The 15,531-nt window shown below is 62.5% G+C and carries 14 protein-coding genes, 1 tRNA gene and 1 pseudogene; 8 read left to right on the top strand and 8 right to left on the bottom strand.

The window, feature by feature from the left end:
- Positions 1–546: 546 nt before the first annotated feature.
- The 3 genes from B5525_RS18620 to B5525_RS18610 are packed head-to-tail and all read right to left on the bottom strand — an operon-like array spanning position 547 to position 3,406.
- Positions 547–2,826: an AAA family ATPase gene (locus B5525_RS18620; RefSeq protein ID WP_079567319.1), complete on the bottom strand. Its 2,280-nt coding sequence runs from the start codon at positions 2,824–2,826 to the stop codon at positions 547–549.
- 5 nt (positions 2,827–2,831) lie between these two features.
- Complete coding sequence (locus tag B5525_RS18615) at positions 2,832–3,047, bottom strand: hypothetical protein (RefSeq protein ID WP_079567318.1); 216 nt, start codon at positions 3,045–3,047, stop codon at positions 2,832–2,834.
- Entirely contained in the window at positions 3,044–3,406 is a 363-nt protein-coding gene (locus B5525_RS18610; RefSeq protein ID WP_079567317.1) for a hypothetical protein, read from the bottom strand. The genes B5525_RS18615 and B5525_RS18610 overlap by 4 nt, the downstream gene beginning before the upstream one ends.
- 1,277 nt (positions 3,407–4,683) lie before the next feature.
- On the opposite strand from B5525_RS18610, the pseudogene B5525_RS47845 reads away from it, so the two are divergent.
- Positions 4,684–5,028: pseudogene (locus B5525_RS47845) on the top strand (recombinase family protein); the annotation flags it as partial.
- A 36-nt stretch (positions 5,029–5,064) separates the two neighbouring features.
- On the opposite strand, the gene B5525_RS46360 reads toward B5525_RS47845, so the two are convergent.
- Positions 5,065–5,289, bottom strand: a complete 225-nt coding sequence (locus B5525_RS46360) for a hypothetical protein (RefSeq protein ID WP_244567941.1) — start codon at positions 5,287–5,289, stop codon at positions 5,065–5,067.
- Between B5525_RS46360 and B5525_RS47840 the strand changes: the two genes are divergently transcribed.
- Positions 5,197–6,288: a recombinase family protein gene (locus B5525_RS47840; protein ID WP_425305316.1), complete on the top strand. Its 1,092-nt coding sequence runs from the start codon at positions 5,197–5,199 to the stop codon at positions 6,286–6,288. The genes B5525_RS46360 and B5525_RS47840 overlap by 93 nt on opposite strands.
- On the opposite strand, the gene B5525_RS18595 is transcribed toward B5525_RS47840, so the two are convergent.
- The 4 genes from B5525_RS18595 to mnmA form a co-directional block, all read right to left on the bottom strand.
- Positions 6,245–6,321, bottom strand: a tRNA-Met gene (locus tag B5525_RS18595). The two genes, B5525_RS47840 and B5525_RS18595, sit on opposite strands and share 44 nt — an antisense overlap.
- A 117-nt stretch (positions 6,322–6,438) precedes the next feature.
- Positions 6,439–6,798: a hypothetical protein gene (locus B5525_RS18590; RefSeq protein WP_079567315.1), complete on the bottom strand. Its 360-nt coding sequence runs from the start codon at positions 6,796–6,798 to the stop codon at positions 6,439–6,441.
- Between the two features lie 52 nt (positions 6,799–6,850).
- Entirely contained in the window at positions 6,851–7,489 is a 639-nt protein-coding gene (locus tag B5525_RS18585) for a class I SAM-dependent methyltransferase (RefSeq protein WP_079567314.1), read from the bottom strand.
- Between the two features lie 18 nt (positions 7,490–7,507).
- The gene (mnmA, locus tag B5525_RS18580; RefSeq protein ID WP_079573523.1) at positions 7,508–8,698 is read right to left on the bottom strand and encodes a tRNA 2-thiouridine(34) synthase MnmA; all 1,191 of its coding nucleotides are present in this window, start codon (positions 8,696–8,698) and stop codon (positions 7,508–7,510) included.
- A gap of 412 nt (positions 8,699–9,110) precedes the next feature.
- Between mnmA and B5525_RS18575 the strand changes: the two genes are divergently transcribed.
- The 6 genes from B5525_RS18575 to B5525_RS18550 all read left to right on the top strand — a co-directional run bounded on the left by B5525_RS18575 (position 9,111) and on the right by B5525_RS18550 (position 15,513).
- Entirely contained in the window at positions 9,111–10,730 is a 1,620-nt protein-coding gene (locus B5525_RS18575; protein WP_244567940.1) for a flagellar hook-length control protein FliK, read from the top strand.
- Positions 10,731–10,740: 10 nt separating this feature from the next.
- Complete coding sequence (locus tag B5525_RS18570; protein ID WP_079567312.1) at positions 10,741–11,439, top strand: flagellar hook assembly protein FlgD; 699 nt, start codon at positions 10,741–10,743, stop codon at positions 11,437–11,439.
- 292 nt (positions 11,440–11,731) lie between these two features.
- Positions 11,732–12,007: a DUF1153 domain-containing protein gene (locus B5525_RS18565; RefSeq protein ID WP_002714638.1), complete on the top strand. Its 276-nt coding sequence runs from the start codon at positions 11,732–11,734 to the stop codon at positions 12,005–12,007.
- Positions 12,008–12,178: 171 nt separating this feature from the next.
- Complete coding sequence (fliF, locus tag B5525_RS18560; protein ID WP_079573521.1) at positions 12,179–13,798, top strand: flagellar basal-body MS-ring/collar protein FliF; 1,620 nt, start codon at positions 12,179–12,181, stop codon at positions 13,796–13,798.
- A gap of 6 nt (positions 13,799–13,804) precedes the next feature.
- Entirely contained in the window at positions 13,805–14,887 is a 1,083-nt protein-coding gene (gene fliG, locus B5525_RS18555; RefSeq protein ID WP_079567311.1) for a flagellar motor switch protein FliG, read from the top strand.
- Entirely contained in the window at positions 14,887–15,513 is a 627-nt protein-coding gene (locus B5525_RS18550; protein WP_079567310.1) for a FliH/SctL family protein, read from the top strand. Before fliG ends, B5525_RS18550 begins: the two co-directional genes overlap by 1 nt.
- The last annotated feature ends 18 nt before the right edge of the window (positions 15,514–15,531 follow it).

The raw sequence follows: 15,531 nt of genomic DNA, 5'->3' as shown, positions 1-15,531 counted from the left end.
GAGTTTGAAGCGTTGGAGCCGAAAAGCCATTTTTGATGAGTTTGAAGCGTTTGAAGCGAAAAGCTAAAAGCTAAATGATTTCAAATACTACAATTCATCAAGCCATCGCTTCAAACGCTTCAAACCGCTGTCGCCGAGCCCTCCCGAACCGTACGCGCGATCCGTGCTTACCGTTGATGCGTTTGAAGCGAAAACCTAGAACCCCTATGTTTTCAACGGCTTCAATTCATCAAGGGCTGTTAGGACGCCTCGGAAACAGGCTGATTCCGACCCAAAAGAAAACCGCCGGGAGGCGGCTCTATTTCTTCTTTTTCCGTTTCCGACGCTCGACCGCCCTGCCCGGCGCGCGGTGATCGAAGCACCGTCTGTTCTGCGGACCCCTCTCGTCGGCGGCGCTGATGGTCGTCTCGAACGGGCCTCCGCACTTCGCACAGAAGGATTTCCAAACGGTCAGCATTGTGGGCTGGCCGTCGAGCTTGCGAACGTGGGGCACGTTGTGGACCTTCCAATAGCCCTGGCCGCCGCGTATAAAATCGGGTGCCCCCGTCATGTGTTCCTCTTGGGCGTGAAGATCAGGCAACTCGGTTTGCGGCCGGTGCCCGGTTGGAATCTCAGCCAGCCATTGTCGAGCAGCTCGGCGGGCTCGCCACGGAATAGAAGCTGCTTCAGCTCGCGAGCGTAGTTCGTGCCGCTATCCTTTTTCAGATCGTCGAGAACCTTCAGCTTGCGCTCGATCTCGGCGAGCGGCGCTTGCAGCTCTGCGCCGACGATCTTGGACACGCCTGACATCGCCTCGCGCACCTTGACCAGCAACGCTTGGCGCTTCGCCTCGTCCTGGCGATTCTGATCGGCCGTCAGGGCGTCGGCAGTCGCGGCGGGCTCTTCGTCATCGGTCACAGCGCCCATGGCTGCGCCATCGGACGGCAGGATGGGGGTGACAACCATCGACGTGACGGGGTTGTGCCATTTGTTATGGCCTAGCTCGACCTCTTCGAGCTTGAAGACGTGGATGCCGCTCTTATTGGCGTCGCGCATCTTCGGCGAGATGATCGCAAGCTGGCCGGGGTTGACCCCTTTGATTTTGCGCTTCTTCGCCTCGTTGTGGTCGACGATCTCAAGATTGAAATCCATGTCGGCGATGATGGCGCTCGAACCGCGTGCGCCGAGCATCGTGTCTTTGCCGCTGTGATGTATCAGTATGATGCAGACGCCCTTGTCGCGCGCCAGCTTGCGCAGCGCGTTGAGGATCGGCTGCACGACCGACGTGTCGTTCTCTTGCGCCCCAGCTATCGCCTTGGCGAACGTGTCTAGAAACACCAGCTTGACCGGCTTCATGCCGTGCTCGGCGTACATCTCGTTCGACTCGTCAATCGCCTTGGACAGTTCCTTGATCGCCCTGGCGAGCTTCGTGCCGAGGTTCGGGATACCGTCGCGCACAATCATACCCTTGTTGTCTAGGCCGCTGTGGTGGCGGCGGTAGGCGGCGAGGCGGTTGCGAAAGCCTTCGCGGCCTTCGCCGAAGCAATAGAGCACGCCGGACTGCTCGACGTTGCGAATGAAATACTTGTCTCCGGCGACAACCGTTTCGCCGCAATGAATCACCGCGAAGGTTTTGCCGACGTTCGACGCGCCGTGGATCATGCCGAGCTGGCCGGGCGCGCACAGGTTCTCGATGATATGTTCGGGGTCCGTGAAGCGCGCGATGTCCGCTGCGAATGATAGAAGGCCACGCGGCTCCGGCTCGGACTCTTCGTCAGGGTCGACGACAGCGCCCATCGCCGCGCCATCCGATTGGTACACGCCTTGATTTTTGTACCACTCGCGAGCGATGTCGCGCAGATTGTAGTTGCCACTGCCCTTGCCGTCGTCGGTCTGGTTGCCTGCGTGGCCCCATCCCTCATAGAGCACCGCGAGGTGGGTGACGGGCATCCTGATCTTCTTCAACACTGCCTGCGCGAGCGCCCACCTTCCGGTGGAGACATCGCTGTCGGGGTTGTCGTACGCTTCGGCGAACGCGGGGTTGCTCGCCCTTAGCGCTTCGAGATCGTAGGTTCCGAGATCGGGATCGAACAGATCGGCGTGATCCGGCCAATCGGTCTCTTGCAGCTCTTGGATGATGGGGAGCAGCTCGGTCTCGGTTACGCTCTTGCTTGCTGCGCCAGCGGAGCCGATCAGCTCGACGATATGATCGGGCAACTGCGGCAGCGTGCCGTCGCGTATCGCATCTCGAAGCGCCAGAAGATCCTTCCTAGTGCCATAGCTCTTGCCGTCCTCGCGAATGCTGCCCGGCGCAACGCACTGACCGCCCCTACCGCGAACGTCGCAGCCGTAATCCGTTTTTAGAAGTCCTGCGCTGTTAGTGAACTTACCATCGGGGTCGCTGAAATAGTAGTGTCGGCCCCCGCTCTGAGTCGGCACGACGACGCACCCTTCGGGCAGACCATGCTTCTCGAAGTGCGCTGCGATTTTTTCCGGTCCACCGTCCTTTCGGTCGGCGTCTATAACTACAATCCTGCTCGGCCCGCACGAGATCGACCACATGGCGTCGATGTTGCGCATGTACATCTTTTTGATCTTTTTGGGATCACGCGTGGCCCCAACCTGTACCGGCTTGTATTTGTGCTTCGTTTCGAACTCTTCGACGGCTTCTTCGACCTCGGCTACCGTGAGCGCGTCGTCAGCCCTATTGAATCGCGGCGTGATCGGCGTTTTAGCTATCGTCTGAAACACATACACGCCAGCCGAGGCGAGCACGTCTGCGATTTCGCGGTTAGTCAGCCTTCGGGCCTTCGTATTGTCCGGCAAGCATACTACATTGGTCGTCATTATGCTCACTCGGCCGGTTCGCGGTGAAAAGAAACATCGGCGGCGCAGCTACAATCCGTAAGCCGATGCGTTCGCGCGGCGCGACATGCCGCATCGTGCGCGAAAATCGCATGCGTTACGGTGCCGGGCTTCTGCACTTGGTCGAAGGGAATCTGAGGCAACGATTTTGCGTGCTTCAGAAGTTGGGCGCGCATGCGCAGCATTTTGCGTTCAAGGCTCATCTCAGGCGCCTCGGTTCTTCACGCCGGGGACGAAGTCGAGACCATGCATCCACGCGGGAGCACCACGGGGCATAAGCCGGTTCGTCGTCCTTTATCTCGTTGAAGCCAGCCGGGGCGACGGCGCAGTCGCCGGTTGTAACGAAGTCGAGACCATGTCGGCTGCGGTGACGCAATATCGGAATGATGCGAGACTTCAGACCCCGTGCCTCATAATCCTGGACGTCGTACATGGCGTCATAGTCAACGTCATATAGCTGCGGTTCGTCACTGTCCTCACGGCAGGCGATGTACGGCGCGACGCCGTCGCAGTCGACGAGAAGGCAGAGCGCGATAATCTCGGAATTGTTGGAAGTGGTCATGTTTCTGTCCTCAAAGTTGGTAGATGCGTTAGTTCGCGAGGCGCGTCGTGGTGTTGGCGGGCGCGAGGCTTACTCGTTGCCGCGTCAGGGGTAAAACCTTCGGCATAGTCGTCGCTCTCGGTGGTGGCGCGCACGTCGGGCTGTTCGCGCGGTGTGGCGCGAAGGGCGTGGCGCGGGATTTTGGGGTGTTAGGCGGCAGCCGCTTTGTGGCCTGTTATTGCGGCCCCGAAACGCGCGGCGTCCTTGGCCTGGACGGCCTTGCGGGACCATACGCGTTGATGGCCGAACTTTGCTGAAGGCGGAATGTCACCCCGCGCTTCTGCTTCATAAATGAAACTCCGCGAGGCCGGGCGGCCTGTGCGCCCGTAGTGCGCACGGATGTCACTCATGAACATAAGATCGCACGTGGACGTGTTGGTATCGATAGACATAGATGTGGCTCCATCATCGGCCGAAAGCATGCAGCTTTCGAGTGCCGTCAAGATCGGTTAGGTGTGATGGTTGTCTGAACCAGCCCGACGCGGGTATTTCCCCGTCGGGACGCTCGCGGGACGGCCTCGCTTTTTAACCCCTAGGGGCGCGAGAGCTTACGGCTTGCGCGAGGTAACTTCGGAGCGGCTGGCCCCGTAACTTGAGTAGAGAAACATAGTCCGGCTCAATCGGGCAATTAAAAACACAGTTCGGCTCAATCGAGCAATTAAAAGCCGTTGCTACCCTCTTCCGATATTCCAACACATGGCCGAACGTTTTGAGCCATGGGGCCAAAAAAGATTGGCTTTTTCGACTACTTTTCCCGGCTGCCCCCCCGCCGACCTGAGGGGCGATAAGGCTTTGGTGCCTCGCGGTTCGCCCCGACGCGGACCGTCCAAAAGGTCCGACTGTGTTTTAAATTGCAGAAACGGGACCTTTCGGAATAAGCCTGACCTCAGAACCCGAACGCATCTCTCGCTCGGGCGGAAAACAAAACCAACGCAACCGCAAAAGCGCGGTCCGCGCGTCTCCCGCTAGGGCCGTACTGTTTCCTCCGAACTTCCCGGGCAGCCGCGAGCTGTTCGGCGTTGGTGAATCGCTATGGCTAGTTTTCCCCACTCTGGATCTCAATCGGGCCCAAAAGGCCTGAATACCTGTGGACCGGGAGGGGTCTTGGCGGCCCCACAGGGCTTACCCAGGCGCAACGGCCGGGGTACACTTGACCCCGACATTGTCGCCTTCGTTGAGGCTTTGGCTAGGTACGCGGCGCGCCAAGATCACGAGGCCCAATCTAGGAAGTTGAACTGATGCTTCGCGCCGCTATCTACGCCCGCTTCTCTTCTGAAAACCAGAACGATAAATCCATTGAAGACCAGATTGCGCTTTGTCGCGAGCTATGCGCCCGCGAAGGACTGAAGGTTGTCGCGGTATTCGATGATCGGGCTATCTCGGGTACGTCGGCTGCGAACCGGCCGGGCTTTCAGAAGATGATGCGTGCAGCCGAAGCGAAGAGCTTCGACGTTCTTGTGGCTGAAGACATTGACCGCATCTCGCGGGACCAAGGTGATTGGCACACCGCACGCAAGAGCCTCGAATTTCTCGGCATCACGATTCACACTGCCACGGGCAAGGTGACCAAGATTGACGGCGCGTTACGCGCGTTGATGGGCGAGATGTTTATCGAAAACCTAGTCCTGCACACGCGGCGCGGTATGGAAGGCGTTATTAGGGACGGCAGGCATGCTGGCGGCAAAGCCTACGGCTATCGACCGATAGCCGGGCGCGCAGGCGAGCTTGAGATAGTCGAAGATCAGGCCAAGATCGTTCGCCGCATCTTCAAGGAGTTCGCCAATGGCTACACGGCTCGCGACATCGCTGGCCGCTTGAACGGCGACGGGGTCGAACCGCCGCACGGAATTCGCTGGAACGCTTCGACGATCTACGGCAGCGTTCAGCGCGGCAACGGCATTCTCCTGAACGAAATCTATGTTGGGCAGATCGTCTGGAACAAGGTCCGTATGGTCAAAGACCCGGAGACCGGCAAACGGCTTTCGCGACCGAATCCCATTACACAGCACAAGCGATCAGCCGCGCCGCATCTCCGCATTGTCGACGATGGGACATGGGAGGCGGTCCAGGCAAAGCGGCGCATCATACCGCACACGAAGCCGAAGCATCGCGTCGCGCGATTGCTGAGCGGCCTGCTCCGCTGCCCGACGTGTGGCGGCGGCATGGGGTCGGTCGGTCTTCATCGTGGCGAACCGCGCGTGCAGTGTTCAACCTACCGTGAGAGCGGGTCCTGCACGAATAGCCGCATGGTTCATCGCCGCAAGATCGAAGCTGCCGTTCTCGATGGGTTGCGCGAGGTGCTGAAGGACGCCGATTACTTCAAGGTCTATCTGACGGCATATAATGACGAACGCACGCAGCTGGCCCGTGGCGCCGTCAAAGACCGCGCAAAGCTTGAACGCCGTCTCGGGGAGATAAAGCGCGAGCTAGGTCGTTTGGTCGACTCCATCGCACAGGGCCTGCCTGCCGATGCCATCATTCCCAAGGCCCAAGCTTTGGACGCTGAGAAGGCTTCCATCGCGGAACAACTCATGGCAGCGGACGACAAGAGGAAGTTGGTTTCGATCCACCCGGCCGCAATCAAGAACTATCTGAAAGACGTTGCGGCAATGCGTGAAGCGTTAGACGACGAAGAGGCAGCCGAGCGGCCCGAACTAATCGCGCCCCTGCGGCGGCTTCTTCACAGCGTCGTGGTGCACGCGGAACCCGGAGTGAAGGGCTTTGAAGTAGAGATTAAAGGCCGCCTACAGGAGCTTTTGGGCGCTCCGTTCTTGAGGCGTTCTGTGGGTGGGGGACTAGTGGTAGCGGGAGAGGGACTCGAACCCCCGACCCCAGGATTATGATTCCCGTGCTCTAACCAGCTGAGCTACCCCGCCACGGCATCCGACGGCACGGCCTTGACTGCCGCGGTCGCGAACGCGCGGCATATAAGAAGCAGGGCTTGGGCATGTCAAGCAAACCCCATCGCTCCGCCAAGTACTTGTACTCAGCGGCTATTTCGGCCGCACGCGGGGATCGCCGCCGGGGCTGCCGGGCGGCGGGATCACCGGCGTGTTGCCGGTCTCCGGGGTCGGCGCACGGATTTCCGGGTCGACGCCGCTTGGCGGGCACAATACGCCGTCGGACTTTGCCAGCCTGTCACCAAGCGACTCGGCCGCCTGCCCCGTGGTCGAACCCTCCGGCGCGATGGTCCCGCGCGGCGGCACCGGCTGCATCGGCGAGCAGTTGTCGGCGGGCGCGGGCGGCGCGGTTTGGGCCGGCGGCGTCGCCGGAGTCGGCGGGGACTGCGCGACCGCAACGCCGGGCGAAGCCATCAGCGCGCAAGCGAGATAAAGTGACTGTTTGATCTGCATCCCCTGAAAACGGCCAGGGCGCGTGCAAGTTCCCCGCGGGACAGGTCGAGCTTCACGATTTGCGGTAGCGGATCAGTGAAAAATGTCCCATCGGCGGCATTGGGCGGCGCTCGGTCAGGGTGACGCCGCCATGTTTGGTGGCCCAGTTGACCAGCCGTGCCCAGGGAAATTCCGGCCGCCAGCCGAGCCGCCGCGCCAGCGGCGCGAACGCCAATTCGAAGACGCGGCGCGGCCCGCTCTCGGCGCCGATGTGATTGACCAGGATGAGTTCGCCGCCGGGTTTCAGCACCCGGATGAAGTCATCGAGCGTTCTTTCCGGATCCGGTACCGCGGTGATGACATATTGCGCCACCACCGCGTCGAAAAACGAATCCGGGAACGCGAGGCTCTTGGCGTCCATCACCGCAAGCGTCTCGACGTTCTTGAGGCCGAGCGCCCGCACGCGGGCTTGCGCCTTGCGCAGCATCGGCTCGGAAATATCGACGCCGCATAATTTCGTGGTCGGCGAATAGTCCGACAATGAAAGGCCGGTGCCAACGCCAACATCGAGAATCCGTCCGCCGATCCTGTCGGCCTCCGCGATGGTGGATTGACGGCCGGCGTCGAAAACCTTGCCGAACACGAGATCGTAGACCGGCGCCCAGCGCCCATAAGCCTTTGCGACCCCCGCGCGGTCGATATCTGCAGCCATGCCCCCGCCCTGAAAACCTTAGCCGCGCATGGCCTCGACCAGCGGACGCCGGGCGGGGCCGTTGGCAACCGCACTCTTCGCCGCCGCGCTCTGGATGAATCCGCCGCCGAGCACGCGGGCCTGGCCGGACGGCGCGTCGTAGAACACGCAGGCCTGGCCGGGGGATACGCCCTCCTCGCCGGCGACGAGTTCGACCTCGTAGCCGCCGCCGGCGGCACGCAGCCATGCCGGCTGCGGCGCGCGGGTTGATCGCACCCGCACGAAGATCTCGAGCCCCTCGCCGACCGCGGAATCGAGCGCGCCGTCGCCGATCCAGTTGATGTCGCGCAGCGTGATGCGATCCATCCGCAGCGCCTCGCGCGGACCGACCACGACGCGGCGGCTGGCCGCATCGAGACGCACCACATAAAGCGGCGCCGTGGAGGCGATGCCCAGTCCGCGCCGCTGGCCGACGGTGAAATGCACGATGCCCTGATGGCTGCCGATGACGCGACCGTCGAGATCGACGATGTCCCCGGGCTCGATCGCGTTCGGCCGCAACCGGCCGATGATGTCGGTATAACGCCCGGTCGGCACGAAGCAGATGTCCTGGCTGTCGTGCTTGTCCGCGACGTTAAGGCCAAAGCGCCGCGCCAGTTCGCGCGTCTGCGGCTTGGTCATGTCGCCGAGCGGAAAGCGTAGATAATCGAGTTGTTCACGCGTGGTCGCGAACAGGAAATAGCTCTGGTCACGGTCGGCGTCGGCCGCGCAGACCAGCGCGCGCGATCCGTCGGCGAGGCGGCGCGAAGCAACATAGTGTCCGGTGGCGAGCGCGGCGGCGCCGAGCTCGCGGGCGGTCGAAAGCAGATCGCGAAACTTGATCGAGCGGTTGCACTCGATGCAGGGCACAGGCGTCTCGCCCGATGCATAGCTGTCGGCAAAATTGTCGATCACCGACTCGCGAAAGCGGTTCTCGTAATCCAGCACGTAATGCGGGATGCCGATCCGCTCGGCGACGTTACGGGCGTCGTGGATGTCCTGCCCGGCGCAGCAGGCGCCCTTGCGGTGAGTGGCCGCGCCGTGATCGTAAAGCTGCAGGGTGATGCCGACGACGTCGTAACCTTCGGACTTCAACAGCGCAGCCGTCACCGAAGAGTCGACGCCGCCGGACATCGCGACGACGACCCTGGTGTCCTGTGGACGGCCCTTGAGATCCAGACTGTTGAGCATGGTTCCGGTCATTGATGCGATCGCGGCGGGTTCGAATCCCGCGCGACCAGGCAGCCGTCTCGCGGCGAGAAAAAAGCCCGTTTGCGATTAGAGAAGCCCAGGAACGTTTCCGGCAAGGCGAGCAGGCCTTGCCGGAAACGGCCGAGGCGCCGCTCTCTAATATAGGCCGTATTCCCGGCAGGCAATCATGGCCGCTGGCGTTTTGCGGGCCCGAAACGGCAAAACTTGCCGCCGGGCAGAAAAGGCGCCCGCCCGCACGGCTCCGTAGTATTCCTGACACCCCCTTAAGCAATTGAAATATATGGATATATTCTGTGGACCGCGGTGGCCCGGTCCTTGCTGATCTCTGGAAGGTTCCTTTTGTGAGAGGCTGCGCCCCGTGTTCAACGTCACGTCAGATCCAGCAGCAAGCGTGTCTTTCCAGGCCACGCAGCCGAAGCCCGCGCGGCCCGACCCGTCGCAGCTGAACGATAGTTTCGGGGCGCTGGTCGATTCCAGCCTGCCCCCAGACACCGGTGCCACGCCGGCGCCGCCGCAGCGCAGGGCTGATGACGCGACGGCAAGCCAGGATAACAGCCGGCCGCGCGACACCTCTGCCGACCAGCCCGCACAAAACGCCTCCGACGACCGCAACGCCAGCGCCCAACGGGCTTCCGACGGCACCGCCAACGCCAACGCCGATGCCAATACGGCACCAGCTCCGCGGTCCAAGGCGAAGTCCGACAGTTCGAAAGACGGTAGCGCCAAAACGACCGACAAGCCGTCTTCCGACAAGGCTTCCGCAACCGATCAGGCCACACCGGCCCAGCAAGGCATCCCATCTGCGACGACGCCGAACCCGGTCGCCGTTGCGATCCAAGTTACCGTCGCATCCACGGATGTTGCCGCTGCACCGGCGGCAACCGGCAACCCGACGGCGCCGCTTGCCATCGCGGCGGCGGCGATCGCAGCAGCCAGCGCTCCAGCCGCCGCAGCTCAGGCCGCCGCGTCGCCGGCACAGATCAAGGCCGATCCCGGCACCGCCACAGCAGATGGCGCATCGGCGACTGCAAACTCTGCCGCTGCCGCAATGTCAGGCAAGACCGTCGTTCAAGCGGCGGCAGCCACGTCCGTCGTCACGACGGCGAAGCAGCCAGCCACACAGGCCGACGCGACCACGGCGGCGGATACAGGATTGTCCGCGGCGATTGCCGCGGCAGCGCCGGCGGCGCCGAAGGCCACGCTGCTCAAGACGCCCGGCGCCGTACAGTCGAAGGGAACGGCGTCGGCGACCCCGGACACCAAATCGGCCAAGTCGGATCCGGCCACGACGGACGCGCTCGGCTCGACGCTACAGACAAATGCCACGCCAGCGGCGGCTAATGCCAAACCGCAAGCCGGTGCTGACGGCGCCGACGCGGCGAAGGTCGAAGCCAACGCGGCATCCGCCTCTGTTTCTGCGGCCTCGACCCACGACCATGCGCCGGTCAACGCGACGGCGGCCCAGACGTCGACCGATGCATTGGATTCCGGCAGCCAGCTGGCGGGCGCAATCCAGCCGCAGCTGCCCGCCGCGGTGGCCGCTGCCGCTCCCGCGCCCGCACTGAACGTCACGGCGGCAACCAATGCACCGGTGCCATTGAGCGGGCTTGCCGTTGAAATTGCCGCCTCGGCAACAGCCGGCAAGAGCCATTTCGAAATCCGGCTCGATCCCGCCGACCTCGGCCGCATCGATGTCCGCATCGACGTCGATCACAACGGCCAGGTGACCTCGCATTTGACGGTCGAAAAGCCGGAAACGCTGTCGATGTTGCGCCAGGACGCGCCCCAGCTGCAGCGCGCGCTTGACGATGCCGGCTTCAAGACCGGCGACAGCGGCCTGCAATTCAGCCTGCGCGACCAGTCCTCTTCCGGACAGAACAACGGCAATGACAGCGGCCGCAACGCCCAGCGGCTGGTGATCAGCGAAGACGACACGATCCCGGCGGTGACCGCCGGACGAACCTATGGCCGCATGCTCGGATCGAGCAGCGGCGTCGACATCAGGGTCTGAGGAGACGGATATGTCAGCAACAGCAGCAACTACCGCCAGCCCGATCGTTTCGGGAACGACGCCAGCGAGTTCATCTTCCTCCGGTTCCTCGTCTCTGAGTTCGACCGCCGGCAGCACGCTCGCCGGAAATTTCCAGACGTTTCTGTCCCTGCTGACCACGCAATTGCAGAATCAGAACCCGCTGGATCCCTTGGACACCAACCAGTTCACCCAGCAGCTCGTGCAGTTCGCAGGCGTCGAGCAGCAGCTCAAGACCAACGACCAGCTGACCACGCTGGTCTCGCTGCAGCAGACCGCCCAATCGACCCAGGCGCTGGGTTTCGTCGGCAAGACCGCGGTGGTCGACGGCAGCACCGCGGCTTTGACCAAGAGCTCGGCCACCTGGAGCCTCGGCGTTCCCACCAACTCCAACGTCAGCATCTCCATCACCAGCAGCACCGGGCAGACCGTCTACAGCAACAGCTACTCCGTCCAGGCCGGGCAGAATCAAACCTTCGCCTGGGACGGCAAAGGCAATGACGGCACGCAGTGGCCGGACGGCCAGTACAAGTTGACCGCGACCGCCGCCGACAGCGCGGGCAATACGGTGGCCGTAACCACGCAGATTCAGGGCGTGGTCAATTCGGTCGACCTCACCCAATCGCCGCCTCTGCTGTCGATCAACGGCCAGAATTACACGGTCAGCCAGGTCAAGAGCATCACCAGCTGACGGATCAGGCCGTCGCGGAAGCTGCGGCAGCCGGCATTCCCGCGATATTCAGCGGCCCCGTTGCGCCTGGCGATCAGCAGGCAACGGAGGCGGGCCGCTGCGTACCCACCGGCGGATTCACAATTTCTAGACGCAATCCAGGAAAAATTAGCTCAGGGTTCCAAGGGGAGGCACGAGAAATTACGACGATTCCAAGGAGATTTGCATTGGAGCCTTGGGCTTAGGCAAATTTTAAGCCGCAGGGCGTAGGTTGTTGCGGTGAGTTCAGTGGTTGAGAGTTTGTGAGTACGCCATGACAGAACCCCATCGCCCGAGGGTAAAATACGTCATCGGGCCCGACGGCAGTCCGTTAACAATTGCGGATTTGCCCGCGCCCGGGACCAAACGGTGGGTTATTCGCCGTAAAGCCGAAGTCGTGGCCGCAGTGCGCGGCGGTCTGCTCTCCCTTGAGGAAGCCTGCAGCCGCTACACGCTGACCGTCGACGAATTCCTTTCCTGGCAGTTTTCCATCGATCAGCACGGCCTTGCCGGACTGCGCACTACCCGCATCCAGCAATATCGCCAATAAACCCTCTTCAAAACTTTTGGTATTTGATCAAAATCGGCTTCGTTCTGCGAAGCCGATTTTTTTGATATTCAAGTTTCGTCCGGGCCCTTAACCTTCGTTAACCATATCGAAACCATCCCATAGGCAATAATTGCCCAGTCGGCTCTTGGGGCCGAATCTCAGGGGCGGTTGGTGCAGGGTCTCGTAAGCTTCCTAAAGGGTCTGGGTGCTTCGCGGTTGATGGCGATGATCGCGGTGACGGCCGCGCTGATCGGCTTCTTCGGCTTCGTCATCATGCGCGTCACTACACCGCAGTTGACTACCCTCTTTACCGATCTCAGCTTCGAGGACTCCTCGGCCATCATCAAGGACCTGGACCGCCAGGCCATTCCCTATGAAATCCGCAACGACGGCGCCGTGATCATGGTGCCCAAGGACAAGGTCACCCGGCTGCGCATGAAGCTCGCCGAGGGCGGCCTGCCCAAGGGTGGCGGCGTCGGCTACGAGATCTTCGACAAATCCGACGCGCTGGGCACCACGAGCTTCGTTCAGAACATCAATCATTTGCGCGCGCTGGAGGGCGAACTGGCCCGTACCATCCGCGCCATCGACCGTGTCCAGGCGGCCAGGGTTCATCTGGTGTTGCCGGAACGACCGCTGTTTTCGCGCGAGACGCCCGAGCCGTCGGCCTCGATCGTGGTGCGGGTACGCGGTGCGCTGGAACCCCAGCAGATCAGGGCCATCCGCCATCTGGTCGCCTCCGCCGTCAACGGCCTGAAGCCGCAGCGGGTCTCGATCGTCGACGAGGCCGGCCAATTGCTCGCCGACGGCGCCGGCTCCAGCACCGATGTCGACAACTCAATCGCGGACGAGCGCCGCGCCGGCTTCGAGAAGCGGATACGCAGCGAGGTCGAGTCGATCGTGTCCTCGGTGGTCGGCGCCGGCCGTGCCCGCGTCCAGCTCTCGGCCGATTTCGACTACAACAAGGTCACCCAGACCTCGGACAAGTTCGATCCCGAAGGCCGGGTGCTGCGCTCCAGCCAGACCCGGGAAGAATCCAGTCTGACCGCCGACAATAGCGGACAGGTCACCGTCAACAACGAATTGCCGGGCAACCAGAACAACAACAATGCCGCCGCCGCGCGCGACCAGAGCAAGAAGACCGAGGAAACCAACAATTACGAAATCTCTCGCACCACCAAGACCGAGGTGACCGAGGCGGGACGCGTCAACCGCATCTCGGTCGCAGTGCTGGTCGACGGCAATTACACCAAGGACGAAAAAGGCGAGCTGATCTACAAGGAGCGCAGCAAGGAAGAGCTGGACCGCATCGCGGCCCTCGTGCGCTCGGCGATCGGCTTCGACCAGAAGCGCGGCGACCAGGTCGAGGTCGTGAACCTCAAATTCGCCGAAGCCCCGGCGACCGTTCCGCTGGCCGAACCGACTGGCTTGCTCGGCATGCTGCAGTTCACCAAGGACGACGTAATGTACGTCATCGAACTCGGCGTCATGATGCTGCTCAGCCTGGTGGTGCTGTTCATGGTGATCCGGCCGCTGGTCAAGCGCATCCTCGCCTCCGAGGAGGTCGCCGCCCTCACCGGCAATTCGGTCCCTGCGCTGACCGACGGCAGCGGTGAGGACGCGACCGCTCTGCTTCCCGGCGGTACTGCGCAGATGATCGACGTCGCCCAAGTTCAGGGCCAGGTCCACGCCCAGTCGGTGCATCGCGTCGGCGAACTGGCCGAGCGTAATCCCAACGAAACCGCGACCATTGTTCGTCAATGGCTCAGCGAACAGCAACAGCCGGCGTGATCTGAAATGGCCGTACCGCAGACCACAAACTCCAACGATATTTCCACCGTCATCGCCAGTTTGGCGGCCCGGCAGGCCAACCGCCCGAGGGGACCGAAGCTGAGCGGCCCGAAGCGAGCCGCGATCCTGATGCTGGCGCTGGGCGAGCAATATGGCGGCAAGGTCTGGTCGCTGCTCGACGACGACGAGGTGCGCGAGCTGTCGATCCACATGTCGACGCTCGGCACCGTCGAGGCCGACGTGGTGGAAGACCTGCTGATCGAATTCGTTTCGCGGATGTCGGCATCCGGCGCGCTGATGGGAACGTTCGACGCCACCGAGCGGCTGCTGCAGCAATATTTGCCCGCCGAGCGTGTCACCGGCATCATGGACGAAATCCGCGGCCCCGCCGGCCGCAACATGTGGGAGAAACTCTCCAACGTCCAGGAAGAGGTGCTCGCCAACTATCTCAAGAACGAATATCCGCAGACCATCGCGGTGGTGCTGTCGAAGCTCAAGCCGGAACACTCCGCGCGCGTGCTCGCGATCCTGCCCGAGGACATGGCGCTCGACGTCGTCAACCGGATGCTAAAGATGGAGGCGGTACAGAAGGAAGTGATCGAGCGCGTCGAACAGACGCTGCGCACCGAATTCATGTCGAACCTGTCGCAGACCAGGCGCCGCGACGCCCACGAGGTGATGGCGGAAATCTTCAACAATTTCGACCGCCAGACCGAGACCCGTTTCATTACCTCTCTGGAAGAGGACAACCGCGAGGCCGCCGAACGCATCAAGGCGCTGATGTTCACCTTCGACGATCTGATCAAGCTGGACAGCGGGTCCGCCCAGACGCTGATGCGCAACGTCGACAAGGACAAGCTCGGGATCGCGCTGAAGAGCGCCAATGAGGAAGTCCGCGGCTTCTTCCTCGGCAACATGTCGTCCCGTGCCGGCAAGATGCTGCTCGACGACATGGCCGCGATGGGGCCGGTGAGGTTGCGCGATGTCGACGAGGCGCAGGCGCTGCTCGTCAATCTCGCCAAGGACCTTGCCGCCAAGGGCGAAATCACGCTGACCAAGAACCGCGCCGACGACGAACTGGTGTACTGATGGCCGCTCCCGCAAAATTCCTGTTCGACATGGACTTCTCGGCGCCCGACAAGACGCGCGAGCGGCCGGCCACGGCGATCGAAATCGCCCAGAAGATCGCCGCCGCCGAGGCCCGCGCCTATCGCGACGGTCACGACGCCGGACAGCGCGAGGCGAAAGCGGAAAGCGACCGCCGCACCGCGCTGGCGCTGGAGGAGATCGGAATCGCCATCAAGGGCATCGCGGCACGTTTTTCCGGCATCGAGACCCGGATGGAAACCGAGGCTGTCGACGTCGCCGTCGCGGTCGCGCGCAAGCTGTGCAACGAGCTGATCGCGCGCGAGCCGCTCGGCGAGATCACCGGATTGGTGAAGGAGTGCTTCTCGCATCTGGTATCGACGCCGCATCTCGTGGTCCGGATCAACGATTCCCTTTACGAGACCGCGCGCGAACGGATCGAGCGGCTGGCCAAGCAAAGCGGCTTCGAGGGCCGTCTGGTCATCCTGGCGGAGCCGGAGATCGAGGCCGGCGACTGCAAGATCGAGTGGGCCGACGGCGGGGTCGTGCTGGAGCGCGCCGCGATCGACGGCAAGATCAACGAACTCGTCGGGCGCTACATCGCGTCCCGCGATCAGACCGCAAATTGAGGCCATGGGGACCTAAAT

Source organism: Bradyrhizobium erythrophlei (assembly GCF_900129505.1).
GTDB classification, from domain to species: Bacteria; Pseudomonadota; Alphaproteobacteria; order Rhizobiales; family Xanthobacteraceae; genus Bradyrhizobium; species Bradyrhizobium erythrophlei_D.
Note: the sequence above shows the minus strand (reverse complement) of the source record. Positions and strands in the feature narration are given on the sequence as shown.